This is a genomic window from Nonomuraea ceibae, assembly GCF_019396325.1.
GTDB classification, from domain to species: domain Bacteria; phylum Actinomycetota; class Actinomycetes; order Streptosporangiales; family Streptosporangiaceae; genus Nonomuraea; species Nonomuraea ceibae.
Genome location: NZ_JAHKRO010000029.1, coordinates 33,579 through 59,313 on the forward strand (window position 1 = coordinate 33,579; position 25,735 = coordinate 59,313).

At 74.4% G+C, this 25,735-nt stretch carries 24 protein-coding genes; 16 read left to right on the forward strand and 8 right to left on the reverse strand.

What is annotated here, in order from left to right; translation table 11 throughout:
- Nucleotides 1-26: 26 nt before the first annotated feature.
- Nucleotides 27-1,379, forward strand: coding sequence for an MFS transporter (locus tag KME80_RS20110; RefSeq protein ID WP_219507339.1), 1,353 nt, complete (start codon nucleotides 27-29; stop codon nucleotides 1,377-1,379).
- A 6-nt stretch (nucleotides 1,380-1,385) separates the two neighbouring features.
- Here KME80_RS20110 and KME80_RS20115 read toward each other — a convergent pair whose 3' ends face one another.
- Nucleotides 1,386-2,240: an NmrA family NAD(P)-binding protein gene (locus tag KME80_RS20115; RefSeq protein ID WP_219507340.1), complete on the reverse strand. Its 855-nt coding sequence runs from the start codon at nucleotides 2,238-2,240 to the stop codon at nucleotides 1,386-1,388.
- Nucleotides 2,241-2,408: 168 nt separating this feature from the next.
- Here KME80_RS20115 and KME80_RS20120 point away from each other — a divergent pair, with 168 nt between their 5' ends.
- Complete coding sequence (locus tag KME80_RS20120; protein WP_219507341.1) at nucleotides 2,409-2,747, forward strand: transposase; 339 nt, start codon at nucleotides 2,409-2,411, stop codon at nucleotides 2,745-2,747.
- Between the two features lie 26 nt (nucleotides 2,748-2,773).
- On the opposite strand, the gene KME80_RS20125 is transcribed toward KME80_RS20120, so the two are convergent.
- Entirely contained in the window at nucleotides 2,774-3,958 is a 1,185-nt protein-coding gene (locus KME80_RS20125; RefSeq protein WP_246645263.1) for an SGNH/GDSL hydrolase family protein, read from the reverse strand.
- Nucleotides 3,959-4,188: 230 nt separating this feature from the next.
- Between KME80_RS20125 and KME80_RS20130 the strand changes: the two genes are divergently transcribed.
- From KME80_RS20130 to KME80_RS20175, 10 genes are all read left to right on the forward strand, one after another.
- A complete protein-coding gene (locus KME80_RS20130) occupies nucleotides 4,189-6,399 on the forward strand; it encodes an Ig-like domain-containing protein (RefSeq protein WP_219507345.1) in 2,211 nt (736 codons plus the stop codon).
- Nucleotides 6,400-6,526: 127 nt separating this feature from the next.
- On the forward strand, nucleotides 6,527-7,648 hold the full coding sequence (locus tag KME80_RS20135) for a GntR family transcriptional regulator (protein WP_219507346.1): 1,122 nt from the start codon (nucleotides 6,527-6,529) through the stop codon (nucleotides 7,646-7,648).
- A 169-nt stretch (nucleotides 7,649-7,817) separates the two neighbouring features.
- The gene (locus KME80_RS20140; protein ID WP_219507348.1) at nucleotides 7,818-9,113 is read left to right on the forward strand and encodes an ABC transporter substrate-binding protein; all 1,296 of its coding nucleotides are present in this window, start codon (nucleotides 7,818-7,820) and stop codon (nucleotides 9,111-9,113) included.
- Nucleotides 9,110-10,042, forward strand: coding sequence for a carbohydrate ABC transporter permease (locus KME80_RS50440; protein WP_219507349.1), 933 nt, complete (start codon nucleotides 9,110-9,112; stop codon nucleotides 10,040-10,042). The genes KME80_RS20140 and KME80_RS50440 overlap by 4 nt, the downstream gene beginning before the upstream one ends.
- A complete protein-coding gene (locus tag KME80_RS20150) occupies nucleotides 10,035-10,847 on the forward strand; it encodes a carbohydrate ABC transporter permease (protein ID WP_219507350.1) in 813 nt (270 codons plus the stop codon). The genes KME80_RS50440 and KME80_RS20150 overlap by 8 nt, the downstream gene beginning before the upstream one ends.
- 36 nt (nucleotides 10,848-10,883) lie before the next feature.
- Nucleotides 10,884-11,891, forward strand: coding sequence for a Gfo/Idh/MocA family protein (locus tag KME80_RS20155; RefSeq protein ID WP_219507351.1), 1,008 nt, complete (start codon nucleotides 10,884-10,886; stop codon nucleotides 11,889-11,891).
- Nucleotides 11,888-12,658, forward strand: coding sequence for a sugar phosphate isomerase/epimerase family protein (locus tag KME80_RS20160; protein ID WP_219507352.1), 771 nt, complete (start codon nucleotides 11,888-11,890; stop codon nucleotides 12,656-12,658). Before KME80_RS20155 ends, KME80_RS20160 begins: the two co-directional genes overlap by 4 nt.
- Nucleotides 12,655-14,121: a beta-N-acetylhexosaminidase gene (locus tag KME80_RS20165; RefSeq protein WP_219507353.1), complete on the forward strand. Its 1,467-nt coding sequence runs from the start codon at nucleotides 12,655-12,657 to the stop codon at nucleotides 14,119-14,121. The genes KME80_RS20160 and KME80_RS20165 overlap by 4 nt, the downstream gene beginning before the upstream one ends.
- Nucleotides 14,108-15,133, forward strand: a complete 1,026-nt coding sequence (locus KME80_RS20170; protein ID WP_219507354.1) for an NAD-dependent epimerase/dehydratase family protein — start codon at nucleotides 14,108-14,110, stop codon at nucleotides 15,131-15,133. The genes KME80_RS20165 and KME80_RS20170 overlap by 14 nt, the downstream gene beginning before the upstream one ends.
- Before the next feature lies 1 nt (nucleotide 15,134).
- The gene (locus KME80_RS20175) at nucleotides 15,135-16,142 is read left to right on the forward strand and encodes a dihydrodipicolinate synthase family protein (protein WP_219507356.1); all 1,008 of its coding nucleotides are present in this window, start codon (nucleotides 15,135-15,137) and stop codon (nucleotides 16,140-16,142) included.
- Between the two features lie 66 nt (nucleotides 16,143-16,208).
- On the opposite strand, the gene KME80_RS20180 is transcribed toward KME80_RS20175, so the two are convergent.
- The 3 genes from KME80_RS20180 to KME80_RS20190 form a co-directional block, all read right to left on the reverse strand.
- Nucleotides 16,209-17,354: a mandelate racemase/muconate lactonizing enzyme family protein gene (locus tag KME80_RS20180; RefSeq protein WP_219507358.1), complete on the reverse strand. Its 1,146-nt coding sequence runs from the start codon at nucleotides 17,352-17,354 to the stop codon at nucleotides 16,209-16,211.
- Nucleotides 17,355-17,510: 156 nt separating this feature from the next.
- Nucleotides 17,511-18,677: an FAD-dependent monooxygenase gene (locus KME80_RS20185; protein ID WP_219507360.1), complete on the reverse strand. Its 1,167-nt coding sequence runs from the start codon at nucleotides 18,675-18,677 to the stop codon at nucleotides 17,511-17,513.
- A 150-nt stretch (nucleotides 18,678-18,827) separates the two neighbouring features.
- Nucleotides 18,828-19,874 carry a serine hydrolase domain-containing protein gene (locus KME80_RS20190; RefSeq protein WP_219507361.1) on the reverse strand — a complete coding sequence of 349 codons (1,047 nt, stop codon included), beginning with the start codon at nucleotides 19,872-19,874 and terminating at the stop codon, nucleotides 18,828-18,830.
- A 438-nt stretch (nucleotides 19,875-20,312) separates the two neighbouring features.
- On the opposite strand from KME80_RS20190, the gene KME80_RS20195 reads away from it, so the two are divergent.
- Together KME80_RS20195 and KME80_RS20200 are read left to right on the forward strand one after the other, a co-directional pair.
- The gene (locus tag KME80_RS20195; protein WP_504739716.1) at nucleotides 20,313-20,735 is read left to right on the forward strand and encodes a DUF4279 domain-containing protein; all 423 of its coding nucleotides are present in this window, start codon (nucleotides 20,313-20,315) and stop codon (nucleotides 20,733-20,735) included.
- A 78-nt stretch (nucleotides 20,736-20,813) separates the two neighbouring features.
- The gene (locus KME80_RS20200) at nucleotides 20,814-21,545 is read left to right on the forward strand and encodes an alpha/beta fold hydrolase (RefSeq protein ID WP_219507363.1); all 732 of its coding nucleotides are present in this window, start codon (nucleotides 20,814-20,816) and stop codon (nucleotides 21,543-21,545) included.
- A 1-nt stretch (nucleotide 21,546) separates the two neighbouring features.
- Here the strand turns inward: KME80_RS20200 and KME80_RS20205 are convergent, their stop codons facing one another.
- From KME80_RS20205 to KME80_RS20215, 3 genes are read right to left on the reverse strand one after another with little or no spacing between them, the layout of a single operon-like run.
- Nucleotides 21,547-22,782 carry an acyltransferase family protein gene (locus KME80_RS20205; protein ID WP_219507364.1) on the reverse strand — a complete coding sequence of 412 codons (1,236 nt, stop codon included), beginning with the start codon at nucleotides 22,780-22,782 and terminating at the stop codon, nucleotides 21,547-21,549.
- A complete protein-coding gene (locus tag KME80_RS20210; protein WP_219507365.1) occupies nucleotides 22,779-23,216 on the reverse strand; it encodes a DUF1707 SHOCT-like domain-containing protein in 438 nt (145 codons plus the stop codon). The genes KME80_RS20205 and KME80_RS20210 overlap by 4 nt, the downstream gene beginning before the upstream one ends.
- Before the next feature lie 47 nt (nucleotides 23,217-23,263).
- Complete coding sequence (locus tag KME80_RS20215; RefSeq protein WP_219507367.1) at nucleotides 23,264-23,932, reverse strand: phosphotransferase; 669 nt, start codon at nucleotides 23,930-23,932, stop codon at nucleotides 23,264-23,266.
- Nucleotides 23,933-24,108: 176 nt separating this feature from the next.
- On the opposite strand from KME80_RS20215, the gene KME80_RS20220 reads away from it, so the two are divergent.
- A complete protein-coding gene (locus tag KME80_RS20220; protein WP_308125846.1) occupies nucleotides 24,109-24,939 on the forward strand; it encodes an ABC transporter ATP-binding protein in 831 nt (276 codons plus the stop codon).
- Nucleotides 24,929-25,726: an ABC transporter permease gene (locus KME80_RS20225; protein ID WP_219507370.1), complete on the forward strand. Its 798-nt coding sequence runs from the start codon at nucleotides 24,929-24,931 to the stop codon at nucleotides 25,724-25,726. Before KME80_RS20220 ends, KME80_RS20225 begins: the two co-directional genes overlap by 11 nt.
- Nucleotides 25,727-25,735: the final 9 nt, after the last annotated feature.

The window sequence follows — 25,735 nt, forward strand, 5'->3', positions numbered from 1 at the left end:
TGCCCCGCGCGGGCACCCTTCCCACCGTGCTGACCGGTGTGTTCGTCACGATCCTCGACTTCTTCATCGTCAACGTCGCCATCCCCGCCATCCAGCGTGACCTGCACGCCGGAGCCGCCGAGGTCGAGTGGATCGTCGCCGGCTACGGCCTGGCCTACGGGTCCGGCCTGATCCTCGGCGGACGGCTCGGCGACCTGTTCGGCCGCCGCCGCGTGTTCGCCATCGGGCTGGCCCTGTTCACGCTCGCCTCGCTGGCGTGCGGCCTGGCCCCCGACGCCGGCACGCTCATCGCCGCCCGCGTCGCCCAGGGGCTGGCCGCTGCGGCGCTCACCCCGCAGGTGCTCGCCATCCTGCGCACCGCCTACAGCGGCGCCGCCCAGGCCAGGGCCCTCAACGCCTACGCGCTGACCATGGGGCTGGCCGCGGTGTTCGGGCAGCTCATCGGCGGCGTGCTGATCCAGGCCGACCTGTTCGGGCTCGGCTGGCGGGCCTGCTTCCTGATCAACGTGCCGATCGGCGTGGCGGCGCTCGCGCTGACCCGCGCCGTGGTGCCCGAGAGCCGCGCCGGCACGGCCGCGCGGCTCGACCTGGGCGGGGCCGCCCTGGTCACCGGCGCGCTGGTGGCGACCCTGCTGCCGCTGATCGAGGGCCGCGAACAGGGCTGGCCGCTGTGGACGTGGCTGTCGCCGTTCGTCGCGCTCGCGCTCTTCACCTCCTACGGCCGGCGCCGGCACGCCTCGCCGCTGATCGACCTGGCCCTGTTCCGCGAGCGGGCGTTCACCGCCGGCCTGCTGACCCAGCTCGCCTTCACCATGGGCATGGCCGCGTACTTCCTGATCTTCGCCCTGTACGTGCAGGGCGCGGCCGGGCTGGACGCGCTGGAGGCCGGGCTGGTCTTCACGCCGATCGGGCTCGGCTATCTGGCGGCCTCGCGGCTCGCGCCCAGGTTCGTCGCGCGGCTCGGCCGTCAGGCGATCGCGGTGGGCGGGCTGACCAGGGCGGTCGCCCTCACCGTGCTGTTCGCCGCCGTGGCGGCGCAGGTGCCGCTCGGGTGGCTGGTGCCGATCCTGGCCGTGGACGGGTTCGGCATGGGGCTGGGGCTCGCGCCGATCATGGGCACGGTGCTGGCCGGGGTCGCGCCCCGCCACGCCGGGTCCGCGGCCGGGGTGCTGACGACGGTCCAGCAGGTCGGGGCCGCGCTCGGCGTCGGGATCGTCGGAATCGTCTTCTACGGCGGCCTGGCGGGCGGGGTGAGCCAGGCGTTCCAGCACGGGCTGATCTACGTGATCGCCGTGGCGCTGGCCGTCGCCGGGCTCGTCCAGCTCCTCCCCCGCCCGCAGCGCGCCCGTCCTCCCGTGGCGCAGCAGGCGGCCCGCTGACCGGCGCTACGCGGCCGGGGTGAAGTCGGCCCGGTGGTCGGCGGCCCACTCGGCGAGCGTGCGCGCCGGCCGGCCGAGCACCCGCTCAACGTCGGGCAGCACCGCGGGCGGCTCCTCGGCGTACTCGGCCTGGTAGCCGAGCAGGTACTCGGCGATCTCGGCCGGGATGCCCGCGGTGATGCAGGCGGCGCGCGCCTGCCCGTACGTGAGCGGCTCGAAGCGCAGGGTCCGGCCGAGCCCGTCGCCGATGGCGGCGGCCTGCTCGCGATGGCTGAGCGCCTGCGGGCCGCTCAGCGAGTACGCGCGACCGGCGTGCCCGTCCTCCAGCAGGGCGGCGACGGCGACCTCGGCGATGTCGGCCTCGTGGATCGGCACGCCCAGCGCGTCGGGGAAGGCGCTGCGCACCACGCCCTCGGCCCGGATCGACGGCGCCCACAGGTCCAGCTTGTTGGCGGCGAACTCGCCCGGCCGCACGTGCGTCCATTCCAGGCCGGACGCCTCGACGGCCTCCTCCACCTCGAGCAGCATCTCGTAGCTGCCGGGCCGCCGGACCGTGACCGCCACGCCGGTCATCGTCACCACGCGGGTCACCCCGGCCTCGGCCGCCCGCCGGGCGAAGGCGCGGGCCTGCTCGGCCGCGGTCTCGGGGGCGAGCATGCCGGCCAGGTAGTAGACCCGGTCCACGCCGTCGAGCGCCGCCGCCGCGCCGGCGAGGTCCCCGGCCACCAGCTCCACGCCGTCGGGCAGCGCGGCGCCCGCCGGGTTGCGCGTCAGGGCCCGGACGCGCTGCCCGGCCCGCAGCAGGCGGTCGACCACGATGCGCCCGACCGTGCCCGTCGCGCCGGTCACGAGGATCGTCATAGCTGTGCTCCGTTCGTCGATGGCGCCGAGAGTCCCCTCGGCGGACGGCCGGGGGCCGCCGATCGAGCGCCGAGGCTAGCCGCGCCGATCGCCGTCGCGCACCTCGGCTCACGTCTCATTTGGCAGCTCAGCGCGCGTGCGCGCGGATCATGGAGGAGGATCTGCGTCATGGAGGCACTCGCCCGGCGTCTGGTCCCTGATGAGCTGTGGGAGGCGGTCCGTCCGCTGGTGCCGGAGCCGCCGCCCCGCCGCCAGGGCGGCGGCCGGGCCGCCGCCGACGCGCGCACGGTCATGACGGCGGTCGTGTACGTGGTCACGAGCGGCTGCGCGTGGCAGCACCTGCCGGCGGCGTTCGGCGTCACCGTGCCCACGGCGCATCGCTGGTTCACCCGCTGGACCAGGGCCGGTCTGTGGCAGCGGCTGTGCGAGGCCACGGCGGGCGATCCCGCGCTGGCCGACTGGACGCGGGTGATCCGTGACTGCGCGTCATCACGTGTTTACGACTGAAAAATCACCAAAAGAGACGTGGCCCGTCACCGCGCCGCCGTGAGCAGATCCAGCGGGAAGGCGGCGGCGAGCGCCCGGTAGCCGGCCGGGTTGAGGTGCAGGTGATCGCCCTCGTCGTAGGCCGGGCGCAGCCTCCGGGGGTCCGCCGGGTCGCGGGCCGCCCGGTCGAAGTCCACCACCGCGTCGAACGCGCCGCCGCCGCGTATCCAGGCGTTGACCTCCTGCCGGGCGGCCTCGCGGTGGCCGTCCGGATCGTCGTACGGGACGTGGCCGCCGAACGGCGTGAGCGTGGCGCCGTACACGAGCATGCCGCGCGCCTGGGCGCGCACGACGATCTGGTGGTAGGCGGCGATCAGCTCGCCGGTGACGTCCTTCTGCGCGTCCGGGGCGGGCGGGGCGGTGCCGAGGTCGTTGACGCCTTCGAAGACGAGCAACCGGTCGACGCCGCTCTGCGCGAGCACGTCGCGGTCGAGGCGGGACAGCGCGGCGGGGCCGAGGCCGTCGGCGAGCACCCGGTTGCCGCCCGCCGCCTGGTTGACGACGGCGGCGGCCGCGCCCGGCGGCAGCCGGTCGAGGAGCCGGTCGGGCCAGCGGTCGTCGCCGTTGGTGGTGGAGCCCCGGCCGTCGGTGAGCGAGTCGCCGAGCAGGGCGAGCGCGGAGGCCGTGGACCACGTCTCGACGCCGCTGAGCAGGTACCAGTGGTCGACGGGCGTGGCGCCGGCCAGGTCGGCGGCGCCTGCCTGGTCGCCGGGAGCGAGGTGGGAGGTGGTGCGGGAGCCGGGGTGGGAGGTGAGGCCCGCCGCCGGGTGCCCGCCGGCGAGGTGGAGGGTGACGGTGAGCGCGGCGCGCGGCGGCACGTCCAGGTCGAGCGGGTCGGAGACGACGTGCGCGCCGGGCGGCACGACGGCCGGGGTCCGGCCGTGGAAGGTCACCGGCCGGGACGTGCCCGGCCGGACGGCGCGCTCCCCCGACCGGCCGTCGCGGGGCAGCGCCAGCAGGACGCGGGTGAGCCGCAGCGGGGCGCCGCCGAACGCGTTGGACAGCCGCAGCCGGATCCTCGGCCCACCGGCGGAGACGCGCACGGTCTGCCGCAGCGTGCTGCCCGCGAGGGCGAGGCCGTCGCGCGTGTAGGGGGCGGGCGGCAGGTCGCCCGGTTCGGTGAGCTGGGGGGCCGAGGCCCAGGTGGTCACCCAGCGGGGCTCGTCCGGCAAGCCGGCACCTCGAAACTTTTCGGGGGATGGGTCCGCAGCAGCATACAAGCCGCATGTCAGGCGATTGAAACATTTCTGTCGGCGGCCGCTCTTATGTCGCCTGCCGTGCAGGAGGGAATTCACGCCATTTTTATTCCGGAAACCTCCCGTTATTGTTGCGCCATTCCTGGGCGCTCTGCCCGGACATTCCTTCCTCCGACCGTGATTCATTCCTATGGAGGTGGCCTCCCATGCCTTTACGGTTCTCGCGGATCTCCGGCGGGCTGCTGCTCGCCCTGACCGGGGTCGCGGCCCTGCCGCCGCCCGCCGCCGGCGCCGTCGAACCCCCCTCGGTGGTGATCGACTCCGCCGAGACGGCTCCCGGCGTCGTCCGCCTGGCCGGGCGATTCACCGGCGCGTACGACGTGACCCTCGTCGTCGGCGGCGAGCGGATCGAACGGGCCCGCGTCAGCGACCCCGACGCCGACGACACCGGCACCTGGTCCTACGACCTGGACACCCGCGACCTGCACGGGGACGTCGAGGTCTACGCCAGGGCGAGCGACGCCCGCACCCGCTACGGCGTGTGGTCGCGGCCGACGACGCTGCGGCTGGACGACCCGGCGGCCCGCGCGCCCGAGGTGGCGATCACCGCGCCCGCCGACGGCGCCCGGCTCTCCAAACCCACCCCGATCCGCGTGGACGTGCGGGACCACGACGTGCGCACGGTGCGGGTGCGGGTCAACGGCGGGCCGTGGACGCGCGCCACCGGCGCGGCCGGGCGCTACACGGCGCTGCTGACCCCCTCCCACCACGGTGACGTGGCGGCGAGCCTGGAGGCCGAGGCGGTGGACGCGCGCGGCCACGTGTCCCGGTCCGCGACCAGGTACGTGCTGCTGGGCACGGCCGAGAAGGAACGGCCGGTGCCGCACCGGCAGGACCGGGCGATGTGGATCTGGGAGAAGGCCTCCTACAACCTGGTGCTCAACCCGGGCTCGCGCCGCCTGCTGGAGACCGTCCTCGACCCTGGCTCGACGATCTACCTGGGCGTGGACGTCCACGCCGGGCGCGACGTGATCGAGGACGCCCGGCCCCGGCTGCGCGACTTCGTGGCCTGGGCGCACCGCCGCGGCATGCGGGTGCACGCCACCGTCGCCGGCGGCACCCGGCCGCCGTACCTGGGGGCGCTGCCCCGCTACCGCGACCGCGCGGTGCGGGAGATGGAGCGGGTGCTGAACTACAACCTGTCCTCCGCGCCCGAGCAGCGCTTCGACGGGATCAACGTGGACATCGAGCCGTACATCCTGCCGTGGTTCGCCAGCGCCAAGCCGGAGCCGCAGATCCAGTGGCTGGACACGCTGCGGGCGATGATCGCCCGACGGGACGCCTCCGGCCAGCCGCTGCTGTTCGGGCCGGCGGTGCCCCGCTGGCTGGACGTGTCGGCGTGCTGCACGGCCGTCCCGTACGGCGGCGTCACCCGGCCGCTGTCGGAGCACGTGCAGGACCTGTCCGACTACATCGCGATCATGGACTACCGCGACACGGCCGACGGGAGCGCGGGCATCATCGCGCAGGCCGCCGGCGAGCTGGCCTACGCCGAGCGCATCGGCAAGCCGCTGTCGGTCGTGGTCGGGGTCGAGACGCTCGACATCGCCACCAGCGGCGACCCTTCCAGCATCACCTTCCGCGAGGAGGGCAGGGACGCCCTGGAGGCCGAGCTGGCCAAGGTCTACACGGCGTTCTCGGCGAGCCCGGCCTTCGCCGGGGTGGCGCTGCACCACTACGACTCCTACCGCGAGCTGCCCACGGTCTGGGGGCCGTCGGCCCGGTGGCCGGACCCGCCGGCCGACGCGGGCCCGCCGACCGGCGTGGCCTCCCCGCCGACGGCCACGGCGTTCGAGCACGCCACGGTCGACCTGGCCTACGGCCGGGCCGGCGACGACACGGAGGTGGCCTTCTACGAGGTGCACCGGTCGGCGCGGGCGGGCTTCACGCCGGGGGCGGACACGCTCGCCGGGCGGGCGCGCGGCCTGACGCACACCGACACGGGGCTGCTGCCGGGCACCGCCTACCACTACCGGGTCGTCCCGGTGGACGTGGCCGGGAACCGCGGCCCCGCCTCCGCCCCGGTGACGGTGACGACGGGCGGCACCGGCCTGCGCCCGGCGGTGGTGGAGTCGATGGCGGTCACGCTGGAGAACGGCGTGGCGCGGGTGCGGCTGCGCGTGGTGGACCAGGAGACCGGGGAGCCGGTGGCCGCCACCGTGCGGGGCCGGTTCACCTTCTCCGCCGGCCGGTACGTGACGGTGACCGCCGACGCCGGCGGATGGGCCACGGCCACGTCGGAGACGCTGAAGCAGGCGACGGGCGAGACCGGCTTCGCCGTGCACCGTCTGACGGCCCCGGACCGCTACTGGGCCGGCGCCTATGACCGCGACCGGGACGTCACCGCGTCCTGGTGACCCCTGCACGCGCGCCCGCAATAAAGGAATGAATTCATGCTATTTATCGAATGGATAAAGCATGAATTCAGGATTGACTTATGGACGGAATATGGCGAAGAATCCGGTCATGGAGCCATCCGATGGAATGAATTCCCTCCCCAGGGGTCGGCGCTTCCGCACCCTCGCCGCCCGCCTGCGGCAGGAGATCGCCCAGGGCCGCTGGCCGGTCGGCGCGAGACTCCCGACGGAGGCCGAGCTCGCCCGGACCTACGCGGTCGGCGTCAACACCGTGCGCCGCGCCGTGGACCTCCTGGTCGAGGAGGGGCTCGTCCGCCGGCGGCAGGGGTCGGGCACGTTCGTGGCGAACTCCGTCACGGCCACCCCGGGCGCCGGGCCGCGGCTCATCGGTGCGCTCGTCCCGTCCACCACCTACTACTTCCCCCGGATCGTCGAGGGCATCGAGCGGGCCGCCACCGCGGCCGGCGTCCGGCTCGTGCTCGCGTGCTCCAACTACGACCCCGCCACCGAGTCGGCCCAGCTCCAGCAGCTCGTGGACGTCGGCGTCGCCGGCCTGCTGCTGGTGCCCAACCTGCACCTGGCCGCCGACCCCGCCGCGCACCTGGCCAGGCTGCGCACGCTGCCGGTGCCGTACGTGCTGGTCGAGCGCCGGCCGGCCGACCCCAGGCCGGCCGACCCGACCTCCTACGTCTGCACCGACGTGCCCGGCGGCGGCTACGCGGCCGTGCAGCACCTGAGCGGGCTCGGCCGCAGCCGGATCGGCTACCTCGGCCGCGTCGGCACCGCGACCTCCGAGCAGGTGTTCGCCGGATTCCGCAGCGCCGTCGCCGACCTCGGCCTGCCGGAGATCCCGGCGGCCACGGCCCGGCAGGCCGTCTGGACCGGCCCCGACCTGCTCGCCTACGCCAACGCCCTGGTCGCCGAGAAGGTGCGCGCCGTCGTGTGCCTGGGCGACCGCGAGGCCACCGCCCTGCTGCCCTACCTGCGCCGGGTCGGGCTCACCGTCCCCGACGACATCGCCGTGGTCGCCTACGACGACGAGGTCGCCGACCTGTCTGAGGTGCCGCTGACGGCCGTGTCGCCGCCCAAGGCCGAGGTCGGCCGCATGGCGACCGAGCTGCTGCTGCGCCGCATCGAGCTCGGCCCGGCCGCCCCGGTCTGCCGCGTGGTGCTCCAGCCCCGCCTGGCCGTGCGCGCCTCCTGCGGCGCCGCCTCCGGCAGCCTCGTGGAAGTACGCGTCCCCACCTAGAACGCACACCCCCAGAACGCACACCCCCAGAACGCACACCCCCAGAACGCACACCCCCAGAACGCGCACGGTCCGGCAACCGCGCACGCCCCCCGAGAGGCGCGCGCGGTCCCAGGCACGCGCTCGTCCCCTTCACCCCCCTGATCCCCCCTTCGCCCGTGGAGGACCCATGAAAGTTCGCATGCTCGCCGCCGGCACGCTGGCCGTGCTCGCCCTGGCCGGGACGGCGTCGTGCGGAGGCGGCCCGGCCGGGGAGCCGGGCGCCGTCACCCTGCGCCTTGGCTTCTACGCCGGCGCCGGAGACCCCGCCGACACGCTCATGCGGGAACTGGTCAAGGAGTTCACCGCCGCCAACCCGTCGATCAAGGTGCAGCTGGAGGTCGCACCGTACGTCAAGTTCTTCGAGCGGCTGCGCACGCAGATCGCCGGCGGCCAGGCGCCGCAGGTGTGGCTGTCGGACGGCGTGCTCGTGCAGGAGTTCGCCGCCCGCGGCGCGCTGGCCGACCTCACCGACCGCGTCAGGACCGTCGACGCCGCCGCCTACTCCGGCCTGGAGCTGAACCGCGACGGGAAGGGCCGCGTCCACGGCTTCCCCCAGGGCGCCCAGACGCCCGTGCTGTTCTACAACAAGAAGCTGTTCGCCGAGGCCGGCGTGGCCGAGCCGACCGCCGACTGGACCTACGACGACCTGGCCGCCGCCGCCAGGAAGCTCACCAAGGACACCAACGGCGACGGCAGGCCCGACACCTACGGCTTCCGCGCCTACTCCCCCGGCTTCACCGAGAGCTGGTGGCCCATCGTCAAGGCGTTCGGCGGCGACGTCGTCACCGACGGCAACCGCAAGGTCGCCATCGACACCCCCGAGTCCAGGGCCGCGCTCGACTGGATGCTGGCCGCGATGGGCAAGGACGGGTTCGCCCCCGACTACGTCACCACCGAGTCCTTCGGCAAGGGCGCCGTGCACACGCTGTTCGCCACCGGCCGCGTGGCCATGTCGTACGGCATCTACGCCCGGACCCTGCCCGCCATGAGCGCGAAGGTCGACTTCGGCGTCGCCCCGCTGCCCAAGGGGCCCGGCGGCCGGGGGAACGTCGCCATCGTCAACTCGTGGGTGGTCAGCAAGGCCGCCACGCCCGAGCAGGCCGACGCCGCCTGGAAGTGGATCACGTACTTCTCCGGCGAGAAGCCGCAGAGCCGCTGGGCCGAGCTCGGCGAGGCCATCCCGATCAACAAGAAGGCCGCCGCCACGGCGCTGCCCGCCGACCGGGGCCCGGTGTTCCTGGAGGCGCTGGACGCCTCCGACACGCTCGGCACCAACGCCGTCTGGTCGGAGTACACCGAGGCCCTGGCCAAGCGCGTCAACGAGGCGCTGTCGGGCGCCACCCCGGTGGCCGAGGCGCTGGCGACCGGGCAGAAGGAGGCCCAGCAGGTCATCGACCGCTTCTACGCGGGGCAGACGCAGTGACGGTCCTCACCCGCAAGGCGCGGCCGGTCGCCGCCGGGCCTCCCGCGACGGCGCGCACGCGCAGGGCCAGGGAACGCGCCTGGGCCCTGGCCTTCGCCTCCCCCTACCTGCTCCACCTGGTGGCGCTGACCGCCTGGCCGGTGCTGGCCTCGCTGTTCTTCAGCATGACCGACTACGACCTGATGTCCCCGCCCACGTTCGTCGGGTTCGGCAACTTCTCCCGGCTGCTCGGCGACGAGGTGTTCTGGCGCACGCTCGGCAACACCGCCTACTTCGCGGTGCTGTTCGTGCCCACCCAGACGGCGCTGGCGCTGCTGCTGGCGATGGCGCTCAACCAGCGGCTGCGCGGCATGGCGCTGTTCCGGGCCGCCTACTTCGTGCCGGTGGTCTCCTCGTGGGTGGTGGTCGCCTACGTCGCCGACTCGGTGTTCAACCCGCAGACCGGCATCGCCAACCAGGTGCTCGCCCTGGTCGGGCTGCCGGCCGAGAACTGGCTGCAGGACCCGGCCCTGGTCATCCCCACCCTGGCCGCCGTCGCGGTGTGGAAGGGCGTCGGCTACATGATGGTGCTGTTCCTGGCCGGGCTGCAGGCCATCCCCGAGGAGCGGTACGAGGCGGCCAAGATCGACGGCGCCTCGGCGTGGAACCGCTTCCGCTACATCACGCTGCCCGGGATCTCCGGCACGACGTTCCTGGTGCTGGTGCTCACCTCCATCGAGACGCTGCAGTCGTTCGAGCAGGTGTACGTGATGACCGACGGCGGCCCGCACGGCGCCAGCGAGCTGACCGTCCTCTACCTGTACCGGCAGGGCTTCCAGTTCTTCCAGATGGGCTACGCCTCGGCCGTGGCGTGGGTGCTGTTCGTGCTGGTGCTCGTGCTCACCCTGGTGCAGTTCCGGCTCCAGCGCAGGTGGGTGCACTATGCGTAAGACGCTGTCGTACCTGCTGGTCCTGTCGGGGGCGGCGGTCATGCTGGTGCCGTTCCTGGCGGCGCTGGGCAACTCGCTCAAGAGCTTCGCCCAGTACATCCAGGTGCCGCCGGTGTGGGTCCCCGACCCCGTCCAGTGGAGCAACTACGCCGAGGTGTGGGAACGCGCCCCGTTCGGGATCTACCTGGCCAACAGCCTCGTGATCGCCGTGCTGGCGGTGATCGGCAACGTCGTCACCAGCGCGACCGTCGGCCACGCCCTGGCCAGGATGCGCCTGCCGGGCAAGCAGGCCCTGCTCACGATGGCGCTCGGCACGATGATGCTGCCCACCGTCATCACGATCGTGCCGAACTTCCTGCTGTTCCGGTCGCTGGGCTGGCTGGACACGCTGCTGCCGCTCATCGTGCCGTACTGGCTCGCCACGCCCATCGGGATCTTCCTGATGCGGCAGACGTTCCTGGCCATCCCCAGGGACTTCGAGGAGGCCGCCGGCCTGGACGGCGCCAACCCGTGGCAGGTGTTCTGGCGGGTGCACCTCCCGCTGGCCAAGCCCGCCCTGGCCACGCTGGCCGTCTTCACGTTCACCACCTCGTGGAAGGCCGTGCTGGAGCCGGTCATCTACCTCACCTCGCCGGAGAACTACACGCTGCCCGTCGGCGTGCTGAGCCTCAAGGGGCAGTGGGTGGGCAACGACCAGCTCGTCACGGCCGCGGCCATGATGAGCCTCCTGCCGATGCTCGTGGTGTTCGTGCTGGCCCAGCGCTACTTCGTCCGCGGAACCATGTCCGCGGGACTCAAGGGCTGAGCCCCTCTCAGCCCCGTCCACCTCAGAAAGGACATCGTGACCATTACATCCGGGCTGCGCCTGGGCGTCATCGGCGCGGGCACCATCGCCGAGTTCCACCTGGCGGCCGCCCGCCGGAGCGCCGGGCGGGTGAACGTCGTCGCGGTGTGCGACGTGCGCGCCGAGGCGGCGGAGAAGCTGGCCGCCGAGGCCGGCGCCCGCGTCCACACCGACCATCGGGCGATGCTCGACGCGGGCGGCCTCGACGCGGTCGTCGTCACGGTCCCGCACGCCCTGCACGCCCCCATCACGCTCGACGCCGCCGCGGCCGGGTTGCACGTGCTCGTGGAGAAGCCCATCGCCACCACGCGCGAGGACGCCCTCGCCATGATCGAGGCGTGCCGCGCCGCCGGCGTCGTGCTCGCCGCCGGCCACGTGCTGCGCTTCGTGCCGACGCTGCGCGCCGCGGCGGCCTACCTGTCCTCCGGCGAGCTGGGCGGCGTCGTGGTGGCCTCCGAGCGGCGCACCGCCGACTACGCCGACCCGGCCCGGCCGCGCTGGTTCCTCGACGCCGGCATGGCGGGCGGGGGGATCGTGCTCAACGTCGGCACCCACAGCATCGACAAGCTCCAGATGCTCGTCGGCTCCCCGATCACCGAGGTGACCGCGCACGTGGCCGTGCCCGGCGGCAAGGCCGTGGAGACCGAGGCGGTCGCGCTGGCCCGGCACGCGGACGGCACCCGCTCGACGATCAACGTCACCGGCACCGGCCTGCCGTTCACCGACGAGACCGAGATCGTCTGCGGCGAGGGGGCGGTGCGGATCAGCCGCGGCGACGGCGTGTGGTCCTTCCGCGCCGGCGCCGCCACCCAGGTGGCCGCCCCCGAGCCCGGCGAGATGGCCGCGGCCTTCGCCGCCCAGCTCGACGACTTCGCCCGCGCCTGCGCCGGGCGCACCCCGCCCCAGGTCACCCCCGAGTACGCGCTGTCCGTCCTGGACGTCGCCCTGGCCGTCTACGAGTCGGCCCGTCTCGGCTCCACCGTCACCGTGAAAGGACACCCGTGAACCCGCTCGCCTTCAGCACGCTCGGCACCCCCGGAGCCCCTGTCGACGAGGTCGTCCGGATCGCCGCCGAACACGGCTGCGCCGGCGTCGAGCTGCGGTGCGCCGACGGCGACCTCATCGCGCCTGACAGCACGGCCGCCGAGCTGCGCGCGGTCGAGCGCGCCTTCGCCGAGGCCGGCGTCGAGATCGTCGCCGTCTGCTCCTACACCCGTGTGGCCCGCCCCGACGGCGACCCCGTCGCCGAGGTGCTGCGCCACGTCGAGATCGCCGAGGCGCTCGGCGCCCGCTACGTCCGCGTCTTCGGCGGCGTCGAAGGCCAGGCCGACCCCGCCCCGGCCGCCACCGAGCGGCTGGCCGAGGTCGCCGCCCGGCTGCCCGGTAACGGCGTGGACGTCCTGCTGGAGACCCACGACGTGTTCCTCACCGGCCAGGCCGTGGCGGCGGTGCTGTCCGGGGTCGGCTCGGAGCGCGTCGGCGCCCTGTGGGACGTCGTGAACCCGTGGCGGGCCGGCGAGCCGCCCGCGCGCACCGCCGACCTGCTCGCGCCGCACCTGCGGCACGTGCAGATCAAGGACGCCGCCTCGCCCGCCGACCTGGCGCCGGTGCTGCCCGGCCACGGCGCCGTCGGCGTGCCCGCCGTGCTGGCCGAGCTGGACCGCATCGGCTACGCCGGCTACCTGGCCCTGGAGTGGGAGCGCGTCTGGTACCCCGACGCGCCGCCCGTCGGCGCGGCCCTGACCGCCTTCCGGGAGGTGCTCGGCCGATGATCCCCCAGGTCACCTCGTGGCGGCCCGGCGCAGGGCTGTTCCCGCTCGGCGCCGGCGCGCGGGTGCGCGGGCCGCAGGCGGGGCTCGCCCGCGACCTGCTCGGCCTGCCCCCGGACGGCGACGGCCCGGCCGAGATCACGCTGCGGCTCGTGGACGACGCCGCCCTGGGTCCGGAGGGCTACGTCCTCACCGTCACCCCCGAGCGCGCCGACGTGGCCGCCGCCGCCGAGGCCGGGCTGCGGTGGGGCGTGCAGACCATGCGCCAGCTCCGCACCCCCGCCGGCCTGCCGTGCGGCGCCGTGCGGGACGTCCCCCGGCACGCCTGGCGCGGCGTCATGATCGACGTCGCCCGCTGGTGGCGGCCCCTGTCCTTCCTGTACGCGTACGTGGATCTGCTGGCGTTGCACAAGTTCAACGTCCTGCACCTGCACCTCACCGACGACCAGGGCTGGCGCTTCGAGGTCCGCGCCCATCCCCGCCTCACCGAGGCCGGCGCGTACCGGAGGCGGTCCCCGGCCGGGCACGCCCGCGACGGCGTGTCCGACGACACCCCGCACGGCGGCTTCTACACCCAGCGCGAGCTGCGGGAACTGGCCGCGTACGCGGCGGCGCGCGGCGTCACCGTGGTCCCCGAGATCGAGTTCCCCGGCCACTCCCAGGCCGCCGTTGCCGCCTGCCCGTGGCTCGGCCACCCCGGTGACGAGCCCGTCGAGGTGCGCACCACCTGGGGCATCTCGCCGCACGTGCTGAACGTCGGCGACCGCGCCGTCGCGTTCGCCCGCGACGTGCTCGACGAGCTGTGCGAGGTGTTCCCGTCCCCGTACGTGCACATCGGCGGGGACGAGGTCCGCGGCGAGGAGTGGGCGCGCAGCCCCGAGGCCGCGCGGCGCGTGGCGGACGAGGGGCTGCCCGGTCCCGCCGCCCTGCTCGGCTGGTGGGGCCGCCTGCTGGCCGGTCACCTGCGCGGGCTCGGCCGTCGTGCGGTCGCCTGGGACGACATGCTCGACCACGACCCGCCCGAGGACATGGTGATCATGGCGTGGCGGGGCGTGGACCGGGTGGAGGCCGCGCTGCGCGCCGGGCACGACGTGGTCGCCGCCCCGCACACGCACACCTACCTCGACTACGCCGAGTCCGACGGGCCGGGCGAGCCCGTCAGCATCTCCGGGCCGCTGCCGCTGGAGACCGTCTACGGGTTCGACGCCGGTGACGCCGTCCTCGGCCTGCAGGCCCAGCTATGGGGCGAGTACCTGCCCACGCGCGAGCGGTTCGACTACAACGCCTTCCCCCGGCTGTGCGCGGTCGCCGAGGCCGCCTGGTCACGGGGCCGGGACCTGGGCGGCTTCACCCGCCGCCTGTCGGCCCACCTGCCGCTGCTCGACGAGCTCGGCGTGCGTTACCGGCGGCCCGGCCACGCCGGGGCCTCCGGCCTCGCGGAAGGAGCGCGGCATGTTCGGGTCTGAGAAGGAGCTCGAGGAGCGGCTGGCCACCCCGTCGGCCGCGCTGGTCGCCGACGCCGCCCGGCTCGACGGCGACCTCGTCCTCCTCGGCGCCGGCGGCAAGATGGGCCCCAGCCTGGCCCGGCTGGCCCGCCGCGCCCTGGACGCCGCCGGGCGTTCCGGGACCCGCGTGCACGCGGTCTCGCGCTGGTCGGACGAGGCGGCGGCGCGGGCGCTGCGCGAGGACGGGGTGGACGTCGTCCGCCACGACCTCATGGGCGGCGACGACCTGGCCGGGCTGCCCGACGCCGGCGGCGTCGTGTTCCTGGCCGGGGCCAAGTTCGGCACCTCGGCCGAGCCGTACCGGGCGTGGGCGGTCAACGCCGCGCTGCCTGCCGCGGTCGGGCGCCGCTACCGCGACGCCGCCATCGCCGCGTTCTCCACCGGCAACGTGTACCCGCTCGTGGACGTGGCCCGGGGCGGCAGCGCCGAGGACGACGAGCCCGGCCCGGTCGGCGAGTACGCCATGAGCTGCCTGGGCCGCGAACGCGTCTTCGAGCACGCCGCCGCCGTCCTCGGCGCGCGGGTGGCGATCCTGCGGCTGTCCTACGCCGTGGACCTGCGTTACGGCGTGCTGGCCGACCTCGCCTCGGCCGTGCGGGACGGCCGGCCCGTGGACGTCACGACCGGCCACGTCAACGTCGTCTGGCAGGGCTACGCCAACGAGGTCGCGCTGCGGTCGCTGCTGCACGCGCGCGCCCCGGAGCCGTTCGTGCTCAACCTGACCGGGCCGGAGACCGCCTCCGTGCGGCGCGCCGCCACCCGGCTGGCCGCACTCCTCGGCGCCGGGCCCCGCTTCGCCGGGGAGGAGTCCGGCACGGCGCTGCTCAGCGACGCCTCCCGCTGCCACGGCCTGTTCGGCTACCCGGACGTCCCCCTGGACACCCTCGTCGCCTGGCAGGCCGCCTGGCTGACGCGCGGCCTGCCGCTGGCGGGCAAGCCGACCAAGTTCTCCGTACGCGACGGGAGGTTCTGACGTGTCGATCGACCTGCTCAGGGAGGGGAGCGTCATCCCCGCCCACCCGCTGGCGCTCACCGCCGCCCGCACCCTGGACGAGCGCCGCCAGCGCGCGCTCACCCGCTACTACCTGGCCGCCGGGGCCGGCGGGGTGGCCGTCGGCGTGCACACCACGCAGTTCGCCATCCGCGAGGCCGGGCTGCTCCGGCCGGTCCTGGAGCTCGCCGCGGAGGTGGTGGCCAAGGAGTCCGGACGGCCGTTCGTGCTGGTCGCCGGGGCCTGCGGCGGCACCGCCCAGGCCGTCGCCGAGGCGGAGCTGGCCGCCTCGCTCGGCTACCACGCGGTGCTGCTGTCACCCTCCGTGCCCGGCGCGAGCGAGCCGGAGCTGCTGGAGCGGGCCAGAGCGGTGGGCGAGGTGCTGCCGGTCATCGGCTTCTACCTGCAGGAGGCGGTCGGGGGGCAGCGGCTGAGCCCGGCCTTCTGGCGGGGGCTGAGCCGGCAGGAGTCCGTGGTGGCGATCAAGACGGCGCCGTTCGACCGCTACCGCACGGTGGACGTGGCCAGGGCGGTCGCCGAGTCCGGCCGCGGCGGCGACGTCGCCCTCTACACGGGCAACGACGACAACATCCTGGGCGACCTGCTCACCTCGTTCGCCGGCCACCGCGTCGCCGGCGGGCTGCTCGGCCAGTGGGCGGTGTGGACCCGGGCGGCCGTGCTCATGTTCGAGGAGGTGCGGCGGGCGCGGGCCGGGGACGACGCGGCCCTGCGCTCGCTGCTGGCCCGCGCCGCCGACCTCACCGACGCCAACGGCGCCGTCTTCGACGTGGCGGGCGGCTTCCGCGGCTGCGTCGCCGGCGTGCACGAGGTGCTGCGCGGGCAGGGGCTGCTGGCCGGGACGTGGTGCCTGGACCCGGAGGAGACCCTGTCGCCGGGGCAGGCGGAGGAGATCGCCCGGGTGCGAGCGGCGTACCCGTGGCTGGTGGACGACGACTTCGTGGCCGCCCACCTGGACGACTGGCTCCGCTGACCCGGCGCGCGGGCCGGAAGGGCCGGGGCGGGAGGACCGCCCCGGTCCTTCCGGCCGTTCGAGGGGTCAGGCGGTCCAGTGGGCGGTGGCCAGCGAGCGGACGGCCTGCTCGTCCACCTCGACCCCGAGCCCCGGACCGGACGGCACCAGTGCGGCGCCGTCCACGACCTCCACCGTGCTCCCCCCGACGTACGCCGACCGGACGAACTGCCGGCCGTTCAGGTCCACCGGCGTGTCCACGCCGAACGCCGCGAACAGGTGCAGCGACGCGGCGAACCCGAGGTCGGTGTCGGTCAGCCCCGACCCCATGATGCGGAGCCCGGCGTCCTCGGCGAGCTGGCACAGGCGGCGCGACAGCGTGAGGCCGCCCGACCGCTGCACCTTGGCGATGGCGATGTCCACCGCGTCAAGCTTCACGAACGTGGCCAGGTCCGACGGGTGCCGCAGGCTCTCGTCCAGGGCCACCGGCAGCGGGCTGTGGTCGCGCAGGCGCCGCAGGCCGGTGAGGTCGTTGGCGGGCAGCGGCTGCTCGAACGCCGACACGTCCAGGTCGGCCAGCCTGCGGGCCATCCGCAGCGCGCCGTCGACGGTGTAGGCCTGGTTGGCGTCCACCCAGACGGGCGCGTCCGGCGCGGCCCGCCGGACCGCCGCCACGACGGCGAAGTCCGTCGCCTCGTCGTGCAGCCCCACCTTGACCTTGTACGCCCCGTAGCCGTGCTCGCGGCCTTCCTCGACCGCCCGCCGCACCTCGTCGGCGGTCTGACCCGCGACGATCCAGCCCAGTTTGATCCGGTCGAGCCTGCGCTGCCCCCACAGCACGCCGACGGGCACGCCGAGCGCCCGCCCGATCAGGTCGTGCAGCGCCAGGTCGAGCGCCGACTTGGCGATCGGGGAGCCGATCGTCAGCCCCCGGTTGATCACCCTCTCGAAGGCCGCGCCGGCCCCGTCGAAGTCCCAGGCGGGCCGGCCGATCAGGGCCGGGGCGAGGTAGTGGTGGATCGTCGTCGAGATCGACTCGGTGGTCTCGTACGTCCACGCGGGCGTCGGCGTCGCCTCACCCCAGCCGGTGAGCCCACCGGCGGTCACCTTCACCAGCACGCGGACGGCGGGCCGGTCGGGGCTGGTGACGCTCCCGCCCGAGATGCTGAACGACCGGATCGCCGGCAATTCCACGACGAAGGTCTCCACCCGCTCGACGACCAGCGAATCCATCGACGACTCCCACAGCATGAATTGATGCCTTTTCTTTTATCGCGAAATGCCAAAATAGCATGAAGGCAGAAAAGGCATAATTCACGGAATGAATTCATGGGTCCGGAACAACGGCGCCCCGGGCGAAAGTCCGGCCATTGCCGATCCGCGGCCGGCTCAGGCCGGGCGGGGCGGGTGCCAGTCGAGGGTCCGGGCGGTCGCGTTCAGGTAGGTGTCGGCCGGGACCAGGGAGGCGAGCGTGTCGCGCACGGCCGCGCCCACGGGGTTGCGGAGCTGGATGATGCGGCCGACCTGGGCCGACGTCCGCACCACCTGCTGCGCCCTGGGCCGCCTCGCCCGGTCGTAGCGCACGAGCGCCTCCTCGATGCCGCCGCGGGAGCTCGCGAATGCCGTCAGGGTGACCGCGTCCTCCAGCGCCTGGGCCGCGCCCTGCCCGAGGTCGGGGGTCAGCGCGTGCGCCGCGTCGCCCAGCAGGGCCACCCGGCCCGAGACGTAGGTCTCCAAGGGGGTGACGAGGGAGTGGATGTCGTGCCTGATCAGGGCGTCGGGCGAGGTGGCGGCGAGGAGCTGGGGGATGGGCCGGTGCCAGCTCGCGAACCGGGCCCCGAGCTGGGCCAGGGTGTCGCCCGCCCCGGCGCCCTCGGGGCAGGACTGGGTGGCGTACCAGTAGACGCGCCCGTCGGCCAGGGGGATCACGCCGAAGCGCCGTCCACGTCCCCAGCTCTCGGTGATGGACCTGGGCATCCCGGGGGGAGTGCGATCTGCGGCGACGATGCCGCGCCAGGTGATGTAGCCGGCGTAGACGGGGCCCGGATGGGCGGGGAACAGGATCCGGCGCAGCTTGCTGCGGATGCCGTCCGCCCCCACGATCAGGTCGGCGGTCAGCTCCCCCGGGCCGTCGGGCCCGTCGAAGGCCACCGTGCCCGGTCCCGGCAGGCCGGTGAGCGTGTGACCGAGCCGGATGTCGGCGTCCTGGAGTGCGCCGATCAGCAGGTCGTGGAGGTCGGCCCGGTGCAGCGCGAAGGCCGGCACGCCCATGCGGCGCTCCAGGTCCTGGACCCTTCCGCGCATGATCCAGCGCCCTGACGGCCTGCGCAGCCCGGCCGAGCCCTGCGCCATTCCCCTGGCGCGGAGTTCGGCGCCCAGTCCGAGCGCGTCCAGCGCGCGCACGGCGTTGGGCGCCAGGGTGATGCCGGAGCCCAGCGGCCGGAACGCGGGCGCGCGTTCCAGCAGCGTCACCTGCCAGCCGTTACGGCGAAGCCCGATCGCGGTCGCCAGACCGCCGATGCCGCCGCCGACGACGAGCGCGGACGAGGAAGTCACCGTCTTACCCCCAGCGTGATCAACATACCATCCCGTATGGTACGAAAGGTGATCTTAGCAAGGGCTCCGCACGGGGGCACGGCGGGGGCACGGCGGGGGCGCGGCGGGCACGGCGGGCGCGGCGGGCGCGGACTCCCGGATTCACCGAAGTCAGCACAGGGCGGCGTCGAGGGTGGCGAACAGGTGCCGGTCGCTCTTCGGGGTGCCGGTGGTGTAGACGGTGGCGGCCCGGCCCTCGCGGGTGCGCCCGCTGAGCACGCGCGTGCCCGGCAGCCCGCCGTCGTGCATCCAGACCCGCCCGCAGCTCAGCGGATAGGTGTAGACGCCGAGCCCGTACCGGCTGCCCCGGGGGTCGGAGGCGGGGACGGCCCCGGCGAGCATGGTGCGCAGGGTGCGCTCGGGGATGCTCTGCCAGAAGCGGTTGAGGTCGTCCGGCGTGGAGACCAGGCCGCCGCCGGCGCCGAAGGCGTGGGCGGGAAGCCGCGTCGTGTCCGTCTCGCCGTCCTCCGGCGCGGCGGGGTTGAGCCCGTACGTGTGGGCGTGCCGGCCACGGATGCCCAGTTCGCCCGGCTTGGGCCAGTACGTGCCGGGCAGGCCCTTGAGCACGCCCTGCTCGGACACGCGCCGGAAGTCCTTGCCGGTCACCTTCTCGATGATCATGCCGATGACCAGGTAGTTGGTGTTGGAGTAGGACCACTGCGCGCCCGGCTTGCCCAGCGGGCGGGTCAGGGCGAGGGCCAGGTGCTCGGCGGGGGAAGCCGGCTTGGTCCAGTCGACCAGGTCGAAGTACTCGGGCAGGCCGCTGGTGTGCTGGAGCAGCTGGCGCACGGTGACGCGGGCGCCGCCCAGCGAGCCGGGCAGGTAGTGCTCCGCCTGCTCGTCCAGGCTCACCTTGCCCGCCGCGACCAGGCGCATCACCGTCGCCGCGATCACCGGCTTGGTCACGCTGGCGGCGCGGAAGCGGCCGTCGCCGCCGACCATCGGCCTGCCCGTGCCCCGCTCGGCGGTGCCGGAGGTCCACGTGGCCGTCCGGCCGTCGCGCTCCCGCACCGAGACCACCGCGCCGGCCAGGCCGTCCTGCCGGGTCAACCGGTCGGCCTGCTGCTGCACGCTCAGGGGGGTGGCGGCCGCGGCGGGCGCGGCGACGGCTCCCAGCAGCGTGACAGCGGCGGCAGCGACGGCGAGGTGCTTGTGCATCAGAGGACATCTCCTGCGTTAGGTGGTGAATGTCCTCATCTTTGGGCGTTCCGGGGTCAAGATCAGTCATGCGGGCGCGTCTGTTCCGGTAGGGCGGGCCCTACCGGAACAGGGGCGGCCAGCCGTTTCCACCGCTCTGCTACCTTCTACGGCCGTGCGCCGACGGGGCTGGGCCATCGTGTCGTGTGCCGTACTGCTGCTAATCACCGGATCCGTCACGGCGCGGGTCCTGTCCGGGCCGGAGAGTTCCGTCCCCGGCAGGTCAGCCCGCTGCCGGTGTCCGGGCCGCCGGCCGGTGCGGCGACGCGACAGCCGTGTGGCCGATCATGACATGCTGTCGGGCGGCACCCTCGGCCGACGGATCACGCCCTGGACCGGGCACGTCCGGGCGGCCGGGGACACGTTCGGGAACGGAGGGCCGTGCAGGTCGAGCAGTACGTGTATTTCGCACTGAAGAGTGAACGCATGCCAGCGGCGGAGATGACGGCCCGCCTCGCCCTCGAACCGGACAGGATCACGGTCATGGGCGGCAAACTGCCCGACCCGCCCCACCCGGCCGTGCACGTGTGGCGGGTCGACGGCCCGCCCCGGTCGAGCCTGCCGCTGGACGACATGATCCTGACCCTGGTGGAGCGCCTGTATCCGTACGCGGAGGCGATCGGCGACCTGGCCGGCGAGCTGGACCGGCGCGAGCCGGGGAACTCGGCGACCCTCCAGGTGGTCCGCTTCTTCACCGACGAGGCCCCCGCCGCCGGCACCCCGGACCGGCCGCTGGGATGGCATCTGGACCGGCACGTCCTGGACTTCCTGCGCGCCACCCGCGCCGAGCTCGACGTCGACGAGTACGGCCACGACCTGTGACCGGCACCGCCCCCGAGGCGCCCCGGCCCGGCGCGATAGGTTGGCGGTCCGCCGCAGGTGATACGGGGAGCTGTTCGGATGCATGTCGAGACGTACGGTCCGGCCGGCGCGCCGCCGGTGCTCCTGCTGCACGGGGGCGGGGTCGCCGGCTGGATGTGGGAGCCGGTCCGCGAGCGGCTGTCGCGCGATCACCGGCTGATCGTCCCGGACCTGCCAGGCCATGACCGCAGCGCCGGCGAGCCGTACCACTCCCACGGCCGCACGGTCGAGGCGCTGATCCGGGTCCTCGGCGAGCAGGGCGGGCGCGTCCGCGTGGCGGGGTTCTCGCTGGGCGCCCAGCTCGCCGTCCTGCTGGCCGCCGAGGCGCCGGAGCTGGTGGAGCGGGTCATGGTGGTGAGCGCGCAGGCCCGGCCCAGCGCGGCACCCGGCCTCACGCTCGGCCTGCTCGGCGCGACGGCGGGGCTGGCCGGCCGGGAGTGGTTCGCCAGGGCGCAGGCCAAGGCGCTGTTCGTGCCGGACGAGCTGCTCGGCGACTATGTCCGCACGTCCGCGGCCGTGTCGAAGCAGACCCTGCTGGCGGCCGTGGGCGAGAACATCCGCTTCACCGTCCCGCCGGGGTGGGCGCGCTTCCCCCGGGCGGCGCTGGTCCTCGCGGGCGGGCGGGAGCGGCGCGTCATGCTGGCGTCGGCCCGGCTGCTGCACGAGGCGCTGCCGGGCAGCGGGCTGGAGATCGTCGAAGGGGCCGGGCACGGCATCCCGCTCCAGCGCCCGGCCTGGTTCGCCGAGCGGGTGCGCGCCTGGCTGGCCTGAGTCACGCGCGCTCGGCCGCCGCGGCCTTCTCCCGGGTACGCATGCCGAACAGGAACCGCGTCACCCGGGTCCGCCGCACCAGCAGGTCGTAGGCGAGCAGCGTCAGGGCCGACGACACGACCGCGATGATCACGTACTTGACCGCGATGGGCGCCTCCATCCGCACCACCCAGAACGCGACCGCGACCACCACCGGCTGGTGCAGCACGTACAGGGGCAGCACCGCCTCGGCCAGGTAGCGCCGCACGCCCGGCCCGACGGGAGCCCGGCCCGCGCTCGCCGTGCCGGGAACGGCGGTGGCGGCGGGAACGGCGGGGGCGGCGGGGCGGTCGAGGGCGCCGAGGATGGTGAGCAGCCAGCACCACCCGGCGGCCCCGTAGAGGGCGCGGCCGACGAGGGCGAGAGGCGTGGCGGCGGTGAAGGCGTCGTCGCCCGCGCCGAGCAGCACCGGCACCCCGGCCGCGAACAGCACGAGCCCGCAGGCGGCGACCAGGCGCAGGTCGCGGCGGAGCGCCCGGCGGAAGCGGTGGTCGGCGGCGAAGGCGAACCCGTAGGCGAAGAAGACCAGGTACGCCCACCGGCTCCAGCCCGCGTACTCCTCCTCCAGGCCGAGGAGCGCGCTGATCAGGGCGAGGGGCAGCGCGGCGAGCAGCACGGCGCCGCGCCGGTCGGCGAGGGCGGCGATCCGCTCCCCCGGCCGCCAGGCGGGTCCCCATCGGGCGACGGCGGCCAGCAGCAGCGAGAACGTCAGCAGCAGCACCAGGAACCACAGGTGCCCGGTCTCGAAATGCTCGCCCTGGAGCACGAACGGGAACTGGGCCGGGTCCAGCTCGATCCGGAAGAACCGGGGCAGGAACTCCAGGTAGGACTCGTGGTAGGCGGGGTCGGCGCGCAGGCGCAGCCACTGCGGCACCGGGACGACGGCCACGGTGGCGAACACGAGGGGCACGCCGATCCGGCGTAACCGTTCGGCGGCGTAGCGGGCGGGGCCGCGGCGGCTCAGCGAGTGGCGGGCGGCGAGCCCGGCGACGTAGAAGAGCAGCGGCATCGCCCAGAGGACGCCGAGGACGGAGACGACCAGGGTGAGGCCGGTGGTCTCGGCGTTCTTGACGTAGAAGTCGTCGCGGGCGTCGAAGACGAGCGCGGAGTGGAACAGCACCAGCCCGGCGACGACGAGGACCCGCAGCAGGTCGACCTCGCCGCGCCGCTCACCCCCGGGAGGGGCCGGTGCGCTCACGCCCCGCCCCCTGAGAGCCCGCCCGGGGGCGTGCCGCGCCGGCGCGCGGCGTTGACGGCGGTGACGACGGCGAGCACGAGGGCGGGGCCGAGCAGGTCCTTGGGCCAGAACTCGGCGGGGCACGCCTCGGCGACGCTGACCACGCCCCAGGCCACGACGTTGACGGCGAGTATCGCGCCCCACACGGCCCAGAGCGTCCTCAGCCACCGCGGCGTCCCGGCGGGGCGGGCGGGCAGCGGGGCCGGGCGGGGTTCGGCGGGCAGGTCGGCGAGGAGCACGGCCAGCTCACCGCGGGTGGTGGCGCCGAGCGCCCGGCCGACGCGGTCGTCGAACTCGGGAAGGTCGAGGCAGCCTTCCTCGACCGCCGTGCGCAGGCGGCGGGCGGCGGCCTCGCGGTCGGCGTCCGAGGCCCGCACGTCGCGGTGCTCTGCCATGTCGACCTCCGTGGGGGGCTGATGCGGACGTGGGCGGAGGGTGCGGGTCACGGGGCTCCGGCGTCGGCCAGGAAGCGGGCGATGGCGTCCTGCTCGCCGGCGGGCAGGTCGCGTTCGGCCAGGCGGCGGGCGGCCTCGGAGCCGAGGTGCGGGCGGGCGGCGTCGGGGTCGACGCCGTCGAGGAAGGCGGCGAGCAGCCCGGCCCGCGCGCCGGCGAGCTCCGGCGTGGCGACGGGGGCGGTGGCGAGGATGAGCCAGGTGCAGGCGGCGTCGACGCCGGGCGCGCCCCGGGCGGCGTTGGCCCAGTCGACCACCCGGGGGCCGTCGGCCGTGACGAGCACGTTGCCGGGGTGCAGGTCGAGGTGGAGCAGCCGGTTGCCGGGGCGGCCGGAGGCGGCGCGCAGCCAGCCGGGCGCCCGCACGGCCGAGAGCTGCCGCAGCAGCCCGGCGAGCAGCGCGCCGTGCTCGGCGGCGCGGCCGGGGTCGCGGGCCGTCTCCTCGAGCAGGCTCGGCCCGGCGACGTGCTCCATGAGGATGTCGCCCCCGTCGGCGTCGTAGACCTCGGGGGCGGGGAAGCCGTGCCGCCTGGCGTGGCGCATGACGGCGGCCTCGCGTTCGAGGCTGCGGCCGTCGCGCGAGCGGCGGACGACGCGGCCGGGGCCGGCGTCGAAAATCTCGCAGTCGTATCCGGCGGCGATCAACGAACCAACCTGCATATAAGTCAGATTAGCCGGTAAAGCCAATAAATCTGTACCTCAGCGCGGTGACCGGTTTTTCCGGCAACTAGCTGCCACCGGGCGGCCCGATATTTGTCGCTACCGTGAGACGAACATGGATTCAACCCCCACTCACCTGCTTATTCCATTGAATATGGGGAGGTGACACGTTGCTGGTGGCAACCGGCCTCGTCAAACGGTATGGCGAAATCCAGGCACTCGACGGATTCACGCTGAGCGTGGCCGCCGGAGAGATCGTCGGGCTTCTGGGACACAACGGCGCGGGCAAGACGACCTTCGTCGAGATCGTGTCGCACCTGATCCGCCAGGACGGCGGCACGGTGACCATCGACGGCAAGCCGCCCTCCGCCGTACGCGGCCAGGTCGGCGTGGCGCCCCAGCATCTCGCGCTCTATCCGTCGGCGACCGTCCGCGAGCACCTGGAACTGTACGGCAGGCTGTCCGGCCTGCGCCGGGCCGCGCTGAGCTCGGCCATCGACGACCTCGCGGTGATGCTGCGGCTCACCGACCTGATGGACCGCCGGGCCGGCAAGCTCTCGGGCGGCCAGCAGCGGCGCACGCAGGCCGCGACCGCGCTCGTGCACCGGCCCGCCCTGCTGCTCCTGGACGAGCCCACCGCGGGCGCCGACCTGGAGACCCGGCAGGCGATGCTCGACGTCGTCAAGCAGCGCGCCGGCGAGGGCGCGGCCGTCGTCTACACCACCCACTACCTGCCGGAGCTGACCGAGCTGCAGGCCACGATCGCGGTGGCGCGCGACGGCCGGGTCATCGCCCGCGGCACCTACGAGGAGCTGGCCAGGGACCTGCCGGGCGAGGTGCGGGTGACGCTGGAGGACGAGGAGGAGATCAGGATCTCCACCTCCGACCCGGCGGCGACGCTCATCGACCTGCTGCACCGCACCGACCGGCCGATCAGCTCGGTCGACGTGCGCAACGCCTCCCTGGACGACCTCTACCGATCCCTGGCGGTCCACGATGCTCCTTGACGTCTCACGTCCCGGCCCGGGCCGGCTCGGCTCCCTGCTCGGGTCCGCGCACCGCATCGGCGCCCTGGCCAGGCACAACATGACGCTGCGGCTGCGCGACCCGGGCCAGATGATCAGCTACGTGGCCATGCCGATGGTCCTCATGCTGGTGCTCAAGCCCCTGTACGTCCGGGCGCTGGACGGCGGCGCCACCCAGGTGGCCACCGGCCTGATGGTCATGTTCTCCGTCTTCGCGATCTCGCTGGCGGGCAACGCCATCCTGTCCGAGCGCACCTGGCGCACCTGGGACCGGCTGCGGGTGACCCGCGCCCCGGCCGCCGAGCTGCTCGTCGGCAAGACGCTGCCGCTGTTCGTGGTGATGGTCGCCCAGCAGGCGATCCTGCTCGTCTACGGCTGCCTGGCGATCGGGCTGCCCGTGCCGTCGATGCCGCACCTGGTGTTCCTGGCGATCCTGATCTGGGCGTTCGCGCTGCTGGCGATCGGGGCGGCGCTGGCCACGCTGGTGCGCAGCCACGGCGAGCTCAGCGTCATCTCCGACGTGGGGGCGCTCACGCTCAGCTCGCTGGGCGGGGCGCTGGTCCCGCTGAGCCTCATGCCCGAATGGGCGCAGCTGGCCGCGCACGCGTCGCCCGGCTACTGGGCGCTGGTGATGATGCAGTCCGCGGTCGCCGGGGACGTGGCGGGGACGCTGCGCCCGGCGGGCGTCGTGCTGGCGATCGGCCTGCTGTCGGGCGTGTTCGCCGCCCGCAGGCTCGCCCGCGGCTGGGGCCGTGGCGGGCTGTTGTGAGTACCGCAA

Excerpts from the sequence above, each read along its gene's own strand:
- KME80_RS20135 (WP_219507346.1), top strand. The coding sequence starts at position 6,527 with ATGAATTCCCTCCCCAGGGGTCGGCGCTTCCGCACCCTCGCCGCCCGC.
- KME80_RS20215 (WP_219507367.1), bottom strand. The coding sequence starts at position 23,932 with ATGCAGGTTGGTTCGTTGATCGCCGCCGGATACGACTGCGAGATTTTC.
- KME80_RS20130 (WP_219507345.1), top strand. The coding sequence starts at position 4,189 with ATGCCTTTACGGTTCTCGCGGATCTCCGGCGGGCTGCTGCTCGCCCTG.
- KME80_RS20170 (WP_219507354.1), top strand. The coding sequence starts at position 14,108 with ATGTTCGGGTCTGAGAAGGAGCTCGAGGAGCGGCTGGCCACCCCGTCG.
- KME80_RS20115 (WP_219507340.1), bottom strand. The coding sequence starts at position 2,240 with ATGACGATCCTCGTGACCGGCGCGACGGGCACGGTCGGGCGCATCGTG.
- KME80_RS20165 (WP_219507353.1), top strand. The coding sequence starts at position 12,655 with ATGATCCCCCAGGTCACCTCGTGGCGGCCCGGCGCAGGGCTGTTCCCG.
- KME80_RS20225 (WP_219507370.1), top strand. The coding sequence starts at position 24,929 with ATGCTCCTTGACGTCTCACGTCCCGGCCCGGGCCGGCTCGGCTCCCTG.
- KME80_RS20180 (WP_219507358.1), bottom strand. The coding sequence starts at position 17,354 with ATGGATTCGCTGGTCGTCGAGCGGGTGGAGACCTTCGTCGTGGAATTG.
- KME80_RS20120 (WP_219507341.1), top strand. The coding sequence starts at position 2,409 with ATGGAGGCACTCGCCCGGCGTCTGGTCCCTGATGAGCTGTGGGAGGCG.
- KME80_RS20210 (WP_219507365.1), bottom strand. The coding sequence starts at position 23,216 with ATGGCAGAGCACCGCGACGTGCGGGCCTCGGACGCCGACCGCGAGGCC.
- KME80_RS20140 (WP_219507348.1), top strand. The coding sequence starts at position 7,818 with ATGAAAGTTCGCATGCTCGCCGCCGGCACGCTGGCCGTGCTCGCCCTG.
- KME80_RS20200 (WP_219507363.1), top strand. The coding sequence starts at position 20,814 with ATGCATGTCGAGACGTACGGTCCGGCCGGCGCGCCGCCGGTGCTCCTG.
- KME80_RS20190 (WP_219507361.1), bottom strand. The coding sequence starts at position 19,874 with ATGCACAAGCACCTCGCCGTCGCTGCCGCCGCTGTCACGCTGCTGGGA.
- KME80_RS20150 (WP_219507350.1), top strand. The coding sequence starts at position 10,035 with ATGCGTAAGACGCTGTCGTACCTGCTGGTCCTGTCGGGGGCGGCGGTC.